Source organism: Nonomuraea bangladeshensis (assembly GCF_039529455.1).
Lineage (GTDB): Bacteria > Actinomycetota > Actinomycetes > Streptosporangiales > Streptosporangiaceae > Nonomuraea > Nonomuraea bangladeshensis.
This window is the reverse complement of the sequence record NZ_BAAAMV010000011.1, coordinates 461,943-469,944: the sequence shown is the minus strand read 5'-3', so window position 1 is coordinate 469,944 and position 8,002 is coordinate 461,943. Positions and strand designations below refer to the sequence as shown.

Annotated in this window: 6 protein-coding genes and 1 rRNA gene; 3 read left to right on the top strand and 4 right to left on the bottom strand. The window is 69.9% G+C overall.

Annotated elements, in window-relative coordinates:
- A 5S ribosomal RNA gene (rrf, locus tag ABD292_RS37240) occupies positions 1 to 117 on the top strand.
- A gap of 47 nt (positions 118 to 164) precedes the next feature.
- On the opposite strand, the gene ABD292_RS37235 is transcribed toward rrf, so the two are convergent.
- Together ABD292_RS37235 and ABD292_RS37230 are read right to left on the bottom strand one after the other, a co-directional pair.
- Positions 165 to 911, bottom strand: coding sequence for an SAM-dependent methyltransferase (locus tag ABD292_RS37235; protein WP_344215868.1), 747 nt, complete (start codon positions 909 to 911; stop codon positions 165 to 167).
- Positions 912 to 951: 40 nt separating this feature from the next.
- Positions 952 to 2,457: a hypothetical protein gene (locus ABD292_RS37230; protein WP_344215866.1), complete on the bottom strand. Its 1,506-nt coding sequence runs from the start codon at positions 2,455 to 2,457 to the stop codon at positions 952 to 954.
- Between the two features lie 69 nt (positions 2,458 to 2,526).
- On the opposite strand from ABD292_RS37230, the gene ABD292_RS37225 reads away from it, so the two are divergent.
- Entirely contained in the window at positions 2,527 to 3,675 is a 1,149-nt protein-coding gene (locus ABD292_RS37225; protein ID WP_344215865.1) for a hypothetical protein, read from the top strand.
- 507 nt (positions 3,676 to 4,182) lie between these two features.
- On the opposite strand, the gene ABD292_RS37220 is transcribed toward ABD292_RS37225, so the two are convergent.
- Positions 4,183 to 5,109, bottom strand: a complete 927-nt coding sequence (locus ABD292_RS37220; protein ID WP_344215863.1) for an MBL fold metallo-hydrolase — start codon at positions 5,107 to 5,109, stop codon at positions 4,183 to 4,185.
- Between the two features lie 111 nt (positions 5,110 to 5,220).
- Here ABD292_RS37220 and ABD292_RS37215 point away from each other — a divergent pair, with 111 nt between their 5' ends.
- On the top strand, positions 5,221 to 5,658 hold the full coding sequence (locus ABD292_RS37215; RefSeq protein WP_344215861.1) for a single-stranded DNA-binding protein: 438 nt from the start codon (positions 5,221 to 5,223) through the stop codon (positions 5,656 to 5,658).
- A 691-nt stretch (positions 5,659 to 6,349) separates the two neighbouring features.
- Here the strand turns inward: ABD292_RS37215 and ABD292_RS37210 are convergent.
- The gene (locus tag ABD292_RS37210) at positions 6,350 to 7,957 is read right to left on the bottom strand and encodes a DUF1015 family protein (RefSeq protein WP_344215859.1); all 1,608 of its coding nucleotides are present in this window, start codon (positions 7,955 to 7,957) and stop codon (positions 6,350 to 6,352) included.
- Positions 7,958 to 8,002: the final 45 nt, after the last annotated feature.

The window sequence follows — 8,002 nt, the reverse complement described above, 5'->3', positions numbered from 1 at the left end:
TACGGCGGTTATGGCGGGAAGGAAACACCCGGTTACATTCCGAACCCGGAAGTTAAGCTTCTCTGCGCCGATGGTACTGCACTCGGGAGGGTGTGGGAGAGTAGGTCACCGCCGGACAATCTTTATGGAGGGCCCCGACTGGTTCAGTCGGGGCCCTTCTGCATTTACGGCTTCGGACGGAGGACGAAGACGCCCCAGCCCAGGTACTGACGGCCGTACTCCAGGTGGGAACGGCGTGCCTGGGTCAGGAAGTCACGCATCGCAGGCGCGTCAGGGTCGTCCGGGTTGTCGCGCAACCAGTCGCTGATCGTCCACCACTGGCTGGCCACGTACCTGTCCCAGCTGTCCGGGCTGGCCAGGACCATGTCCAGCAGCTCGAAGCCGGCCTCCTCGATGCGGTCGTTCGTGCCGATGAGCGAGGTCGCCAGGTTGTCGTCCTCCAGTCCCACCGCCGCGCGGGCCTCGCACGGAGGCGGGGTCTGCCAATAGCAGTCGCCGACGAGGACGATGCCGTTCGGGCGGAGGTGCCGACGCATGAGGGACAAGGTGCCCTCGAGGCCGTTGCCGATCCACGTCGCGCCGATACAGGAAACGATGTCGAACGATTCAGGAGCCGTTTCGTAGGTGCCGGCGTCGGCCTCCACGAATTCCACGCGTCCGGACACGCCCAGCTCCTCCGCGCGGGCTCTCGCTGCTTCGAGAAAGACCTTGCTGATGTCCACGCCGACGCCTTCCAGGCCGTGTTGGGCGGACCAGCGGGAAAGCAACTCTCCCTTGCCACAGGCCAGATCCAGCTGGCGGGTGCCGGGAGTGATGCGGCAGATCTCGCCGAGCAGGGCGAGTTTGTCGTCGGTCAGCGGGTTCAGAATGCGGTGCCGGGCCTCGGCGATTTCGTGAAAGCGTAGTGACATGACGAGAAGTCTTGCGTGTCCTGGATTTACGGCAACCCATTTATGCGCATGAGCCGGTCTCGTGGACGTACTTCGGCTTGCTAGGCTGGAGGGACCGGGCCACCTCCACGGTGGCCTTCGTCGCGTAAGGCCCGAGGGCGGGCGGCGACCAGCCACGGTGGACCGTCGTTGTGAGTCCGCTGGGTGAGCTCAACGAAATGGACCAGAAGTGAACAGAGATAACGGACCGGACGGCGGAGAGCGCGGGCGCGGCGACTTCGAGGACAGGCGCTCCGGAGGGAGCGACAGGAGCGGGGGATACGCCTCGCGCGGGCGGGACTCCGGCAGCGACCGTCCGTTCCGTTCCGGTGACAGGGGCCGCTCGTACGGCCGGGACGACCGCGGGCCGCGCAGGGACGACGGCTCCCGCGAGGATCGGGGCCCGCGCCGTGAGGGCGCCGGCTCCGGATATGGCGGCAGGCGCGAAGGCGGTTATGGTGACCGCGGGCCGCGCCGCGAGGGCCGCGAAGGATTCGACCGCGGGCAGCGCGGTGACGACCGTCGGCCGTACCGCGATCGGGACGATCGTGGCGGGCGCGGCGAGGAGCGGCGAACGTACCAGGATCGGGATGATCGTGGGCCGCGTCGCGAGGGATCGGGTTACGGCGATCGTGGCCCGCGTCGTGAGGGCGGCGGGTTCCGCGACGATCGGGGTCCCCGTCGTGAGGGTGGCTTCCGTGATGACCGGGGTCCGCGCCGTGAAGGCGGCGGATTCCGGGACCGTGATGACCGTGGGCCGCGCCGAGAGGGCGGTTACGGCGAGAGCCGCGGCGGCCGTGGGGGTTACAGCGGCGACCGGCGCGAAGGCGGTTACGGTGACAGGGGTCCCCGTCGCGAGGGCGGCGGGTTCCGAGACCGGGACGACCGTGGGCCGCGTCGCGAGGGGCCGGGTTATGGTCCCAGGCGAGAGGGCGGCTACGGCGACCGCGGGCCGCGTGGCGAGGGTGGCTTCCGTGATGACCGTGGGCCGCGTCGCGAGGGCGGCGGGTTCCGGGACCGTGACGATCGTGGGCCGCGCCGCGAGGGATCGGGTTACGGCGATCGTGGCCCGCGCCGTGAGGGCGGCGGGTTCCGTGATGATCGGGGTCCCCGTCGTGAGGGTGGCTTCCGTGATGACCGAGGTCCTCGTCGTGAGGGCGGCGGGTTCCGGGACCGTGATGACCGTGGGCCGCGTCGTGAGGGCGGCGGGTTCAGGGATGACCGGGGTCCGCGCCGCGAGGGCGGGTTCCGCGACGATCGGGGTCCCCGTCGTGAGGGTGGCTTCCGTGATGACCGAGGTCCTCGTCGTGAGGGCGGCGGGTTCCGGGACCGTGATGACCGTGGGCCGCGTCGCGAGGGCGGCGGGTTCCGGGATCGGGACGACCGTGGACCGCGTCGCGAGGGGTCCGGGTACGGGCCGCGTCGTGAGGGCGGTGGCTTCCGTGATGACCGAGGCCCGCGTCGCGAAGGCGGCGACCGGGGTCCTCGGCCGTTCTCCCGGGACGACCGCCCCAGGCGTGACGATCACGGCGGAGCCGGTACCCGCGCCAGATACGGCAGGTCCGACCGCGACTCCGAGAACGCGCAGCGCGAGCAGATGCCCGAGATCGCGCCCGACATCACCGCGGACGAGCTGGACAAGGAAGTCCTCGAGGAGCTGCGTTCCCTGCCTAACGACCTCGCCAACCTGGTCGGCCGGCACCTGGTCGCCGCCGAGCGGGCCCTGGAGGACGAAGACCCCGAAAGGGCGCACGAGCACACGAAGGTGGCGCGCAGGTTCGCAGCCCGGATCGGGGTCGTGCGAGAGGCTGCCGGCATCGTCGCGTACCGTGCCGGGCATTTCTCCGAGGCACTGAGCGATCTGCGGGCTGCGCGGCGGCTGACGGGGTCCGAGGCGTACCTTCCGGTCATGGCCGACTGCGAACGCGGCATGGGACGTCCCGAGCGGGCCATCGACCTTGTGCGTTCGCCCGAGGCCGAGCGCCTCGACCGGGCCGGACGCATCGAGCTGACCATCGTCGAGTCCGGCGCGCGCCGTGACCTGGGCCAGCACGACGCGGCCGTCATCACTCTCCAGCGCCTGCCGGAGCTGCGTGACCCGCAGCCGCGGCCGTGGTCGGCACGGCTGGCGTTCGCGTACGCCGACGCCCTGATCGACGCCGGGCAGACGGAGGCGGCGACCGAGTGGTTCGCGCGGGCCATGGCGTTCGACGAGGACGGTGAGACGGACGCGGCCGAGCGGTACGCCGAGCTGACCGGCTCCGTCATCGAGGACGTCGAGGAGGACGGGGACTACGAGGACGACTTCGACGACGCCGGTGCGGCGGACGGCGGAGAGAGCGCCGTGACCGTGGACGAGGAGCCGGAGGACGACGACGACGCCTCTCTCGCCGAGGCCGACGACCTGCTGGGCGAGGAGCCTGAGCCTGCCGGCGCGGCGGATGACGAGGATGTCGCCGCTGCCACCGATGTCACGTCGGACGAGGCCGCCGGCCGCGGGGATGAGGTCGCGGAGGCACCGCAGGCCGACACCGCCAACGAGGGTCACGAGTCCGACGACTCGGATAATTCGGACGGGGAGGACGGCGCGGGCGACGCTGCTGTGCAGCAGGGTAGCTCCGCAGGCGCTGTCGCCGCTCCGGCGGAGACTCCCGGCATCACGCCCGCTTTCATCGAGCCGAACTTCGGCGATGTCCTGGGCGAGGAAGACGGGCCCGCTCCCAAGCGGCCGAAGGCGGACGACTAGCATCGCTCGCTGATAGCTGAAAGCTGGACACATGCTCCGCCGTACCGCCGCGATGTGCGCGGGACGGCGGAGTTTGTGCGTTCTGCGGCCGAATGCCACCTGCGCCGGGCCTCGCCCTGTCGGGCCCGCACGTGAGACCGGTGTCGGTGCGCCGTTGACATGGCTGCTCGTGCCGTCGGTCCCTGTCCGACTACCGACGCTGGCCTCGCCCGTTGGACAGCAGTGCCAGGTCCGCCTGTGACGCCGCAGCCCGGCGCTGGGCATGCCTGTGATGTCGCGCTGGGCCGTGCGGCGCCACATGCTCCGGTTGGTCCTCTGGCAGCAGCAGCGTGGCTGCTGGCCGAGCGTCGGCGTACCGGTGGCGGTTCCCGTACCTACAGCAGAGGGATCTCCGGGCGTGTGCGATGAGCTTGGTCGCGTGCGGTCCGAGCCCCTTGTGCGGCCGAGCTGTCCGCTCTCGCGACGGCTGTGCGCAGCAGGTCAGCGGATTGGCGGGTTGGCAGCAGGCTATGGCGACACGCGGTCCAGCCAGTGGAGGATGCCGGCGACGTTTGACGGAGCTCCGCTCAACAACTCGAACTGCTCGGCAGTCGCGTCGTCAGCCTTCAGCGCGGTGTAGCGCTCCTTCGTACGGTCTCGGACCATGGCGATGGCATGGTCCAGGTCCAGGCCCTCGGAGTGGGCCTGCCGGGTCAGATCCACCCAGACGCGGAGTTCCTCGGCGGATCGGTCGAGGGTGTCCTGAACCGCACCAACCGGGCCGTAGTGGCTGAAGAGCAGACGTTGCGGCCCGAGCGCCTTGAACAGGGCGATCGAATCGAGGGCGGTCTGCAGGTCGAAGTCCGGCGGCGGCGTGGCGGGACGAAGGTCGCCGGTCTCGGGGAGGTACACGCCTGCTGCGTCGCCCACGTACAGGTCGCCGGTCGCGGAGTCGACGAGGCCCACGTGATGCTTGGCGTGACCGGGGGAGTAGTGGCTGCTCAGCGTGCGTCCGTTGCCGAGATCGATGGCGCCGGTGTCGCCGAGGGCGACGATGCGTTCGGCCTCGGTGGGTGACAGCTCGCCGAAGAGGGTGTCGAGCCGGTCGCCCCACACCATCCGGGCGCTCGCCATGAGCCGCGAGGGGTCGGCCAGGTGTCGCGCGCCCTTCTCGTGTACGACCACCTGGGCGGACGGGAAGAACCTGGCGATGTCTCCCACCCCGCCGGCGTGGTCGAGGTGGATGTGGGTCACGACGACGGTGGCGAGGTCCTCCGGCCCGACGCCGAGGGACGCGAGCGCGTCGCGGACTACTGGAGCGGAGGTCGAGGTACCGGTCTCTACCAGGCATGGCCGGTCGCCCAGGATCAGGTATCCGGCGGTGATGCCTGCGTATCCGGCCATCCTGGTGTCGATCTCATAGACGTCGCCGCCCAGCGCGGTGATGTTGTCCACAGGTACTCCCGAGCGTGCAGCCGTTGTCCCCAGAATGGCGCTCGGCCGTTCCGGGCTCCTCTTCATCGTAAAGAGTGATCTCCGGCAGAGCACCGACAGGAGGGACGAGGAATGGACCGGAACGAGGTCTTGCTGGTGGGACGGCTCTCGGCGGCGCCCGAGGACCACACCCTGCCGAGCGGTGACACCGTCACGAAGTGGCGCATCATCGTACGGCGCCGCCGGCGGCAGCGACGCGGCGGGACGCTGACGGACAGCGTCCCGTGCGTCACCTTCAGCCCCGAGACGGCAGACGTCGTCCGCGGCCTCAAACCGCGCGACTATTTGCAGGTCACCGGCTCCTTCCGCTGCCGCATCTTCGGCCCGACAGGAGCCAAGGTCTGGAAGTACGAGGTGGAGGTGACCAGCGCGAAACCCGTTGATGTCGTCGTGGCTGCGGAAGATCCACCAGACGGGGATGGAGACGGGGACGGCGTCGGCGAGGAGGCCAGGGGGACGGTGACGCCATTGGCGCCGAGGCGGGTGCTGCAACTCGCCCGGGCGAGCTGATCTCCTGCCTCATCCAACGCGGCGGAGGGGATGAGAGCACGCGGACCAAGAGCTAGGGCTGTCGCGCCAGCCCGTGCGCCTCGTCTGCCGGCGACGAGGCGCACACCGCTGGGTTCCTACGGCGACGAGGCGCACGCCGCTGGCGTCCCTAGGGGCGGCGAGGTGAGCGTGCTCAGAGTCGTTGGGGGCTGCCTCAGCAGCAAGTGGCCGGCTTAGCAGCGAGCTCGGGCTCCGGTGGTTTCGCGCCGGGTCTGTCGCAAGGCCCTGGTTCATCTGCTTACGCCCGCCGCCCGGCCGTGAGAACACCGACTTCAGCTTCCGCCCCGACGCGTTGGCGTAGGCCCGATTGGCTGAAAGCCCAAGCGAGCTTGGGCTCTGGTGGTTCTGCGCCGGTCTATCGCGCGGCCGTGCTTCGCCCGCTTCCGCCCGCCGCCCGGCCGGGAGAAGACCGACATCGGCTTCCGCGCCGACGCGTTGGTTGTAGGTCCAATTGGTTGTGGGTCCGGTTGGCCGCTCGGGTTGCTGTGCCGCTCGGGTTGGCTGTGCCGCTCGGTTGGTTATGCCGCTCGGTTGGCTGTGGTCCCGTGGTTGTGGGGCCGGTTGGTTGTGGGGTCAGCTGAGGGGCCGGGGCGGTGGCGGGTGGGAGCGGCGTGCCTGATAGCGCTGTCTCGTCTGGGCGGCTATTCGTCTGTCAGTTGATGGCGAAGGTGCGGAGCACCAGACCGGTTCGGGGTTTGGGGCCGAAGGAGGTGGATTTGCGGGGGACGCGTTCGCCGCCGGCGGCGACGGCCAGGACGTCCTCGGTCGCCAGCGGCTTGAGGATCACGGCAGTGCCGTTGGTGTTGGTCGCGAGCTTGGCGGCAGCCTCGACGTCGTGGTGCACGATGCGTACCGCCTGCTCGTCGTCACGCATCCCCCACACCTTCGGCAGGATGAACTCGCTCAGGATGGAGGTGTTGAGAGAGTTCCAGCGGTCGGAGTGGTCAGCCGGCATGGCATGAGCCAGTTGGACGGGATCGGGGTCGGTGAGCAGGTACGCGCCGGCTTCGTCGGCCAGGAGGAAAGCCGGATCCGGGCTGTTCTCGAACGCGGCCAGGCCCGCCGCGAGGGTGCCGAACTCCTGGACCCGCCAGGACTGGCGGGCCTGGGCGGCCGCCTTCGCCAGGGGGAGGCCGGGGATGACGCGGTGGATCGCTTTGAGGTCGGGCGGATAGGCGGTCGAGTCGACCAGCAAGGCCAGACCGAAGTCCCAGGGGGCTACCAGAGTGGTGGAAGGAGGCTGGTGCGAGCCGTCCGCCGGGGAGGAATGTGCTGGTGTGGGGTCGGTGCCGGCGTCACCAGGCCTTGCGGCACTGCTGCTGAGCACGGCGCTGGCGGGCACTGCGTTGCCGGACGCCTCGCCTCTGGGGGCGGCGTCGCTGGGCGTGGGTGAGGACTCGGCAGGAGGATGGGCCAGGCGTTCCTGGCGTTGGAGGACGCGGTAGGTGGCGTAGCGGTGGTGGCCGTCGGCGATCAGAGCTTGGCGGTCGCGGAGGTCGGCGTTGATGGTGGCGATCTCGGACGTGTCGGTGATCGCCCAGAGGCGGTGGGTGACGCCGTCCTCCGTCGTGGCCGACACCAGGGGGCGACGACGGGTCGCCACCTCCTCCACGAGGCGGGTCGTCGGGCCGCCGGCGCCGTCGTAGAGGAGGAAGATCGGCTCCAGATTCGCCTGGGTGGTGCTCATGAGGGCCAGGCGGTCGGCGATGGGGCCGGGCATCACGTCCTCGTGCGGAAGGATGACGTGCTGACCCGGGTCCGTCAGGGCGACGTCGCCGATCAGGCCTCGTTGCAGGAAGTACGGGCCATGCTGCTCGTACACGTACAGGGCCGGGCGCTCGTCCGGGACCAGGATGCCTGTCTGAAGCCACGCCTGCAGGGTGTCCCGGGCCTCGGCGTAACGCGTCTCCGGCGGAAGTTCGTCAACGGCAGGAAGGGCGTGGGTGGCAGGAGAGGGATCGGCGGTATCGGGAAGGGGTTGAGTGGCAGAAGTGGTGTGGGCGGAATCGGGGCGGGGGGTGCGGGGAAGGATGAGGCGGACGACGTTGTTCGGGTGCAGGTGGAGGAGCGCGTCGACGTCCGCGTCGGAGATCAGGTCGTAGGGCGGGGAGGTTACCTTGGCGGGATCTTCGACGGCGAAACGTACGCCTCGGAAGGGCCGTAGCACCAGTCCATCGGGCACTGGCAGTTCAGGAGTCCCCATACCGGGCATGCTGCCATAGATGGTCATGCCTTCCGGAAATCGCCCCTCGGTTTGCAACCGTGCCCTGCCTCCGTGGCGGGACAGGGCGTGTTCGTCGTCCAG

Excerpts from the sequence above, each read along its gene's own strand:
- ABD292_RS37215 (WP_344215861.1), top strand. The coding sequence starts at position 5,221 with ATGGACCGGAACGAGGTCTTGCTGGTGGGACGGCTCTCGGCGGCGCCC.
- ABD292_RS37235 (WP_344215868.1), bottom strand. The coding sequence starts at position 911 with ATGTCACTACGCTTTCACGAAATCGCCGAGGCCCGGCACCGCATTCTG.
- ABD292_RS37225 (WP_344215865.1), top strand. The coding sequence starts at position 2,527 with ATGCCCGAGATCGCGCCCGACATCACCGCGGACGAGCTGGACAAGGAA.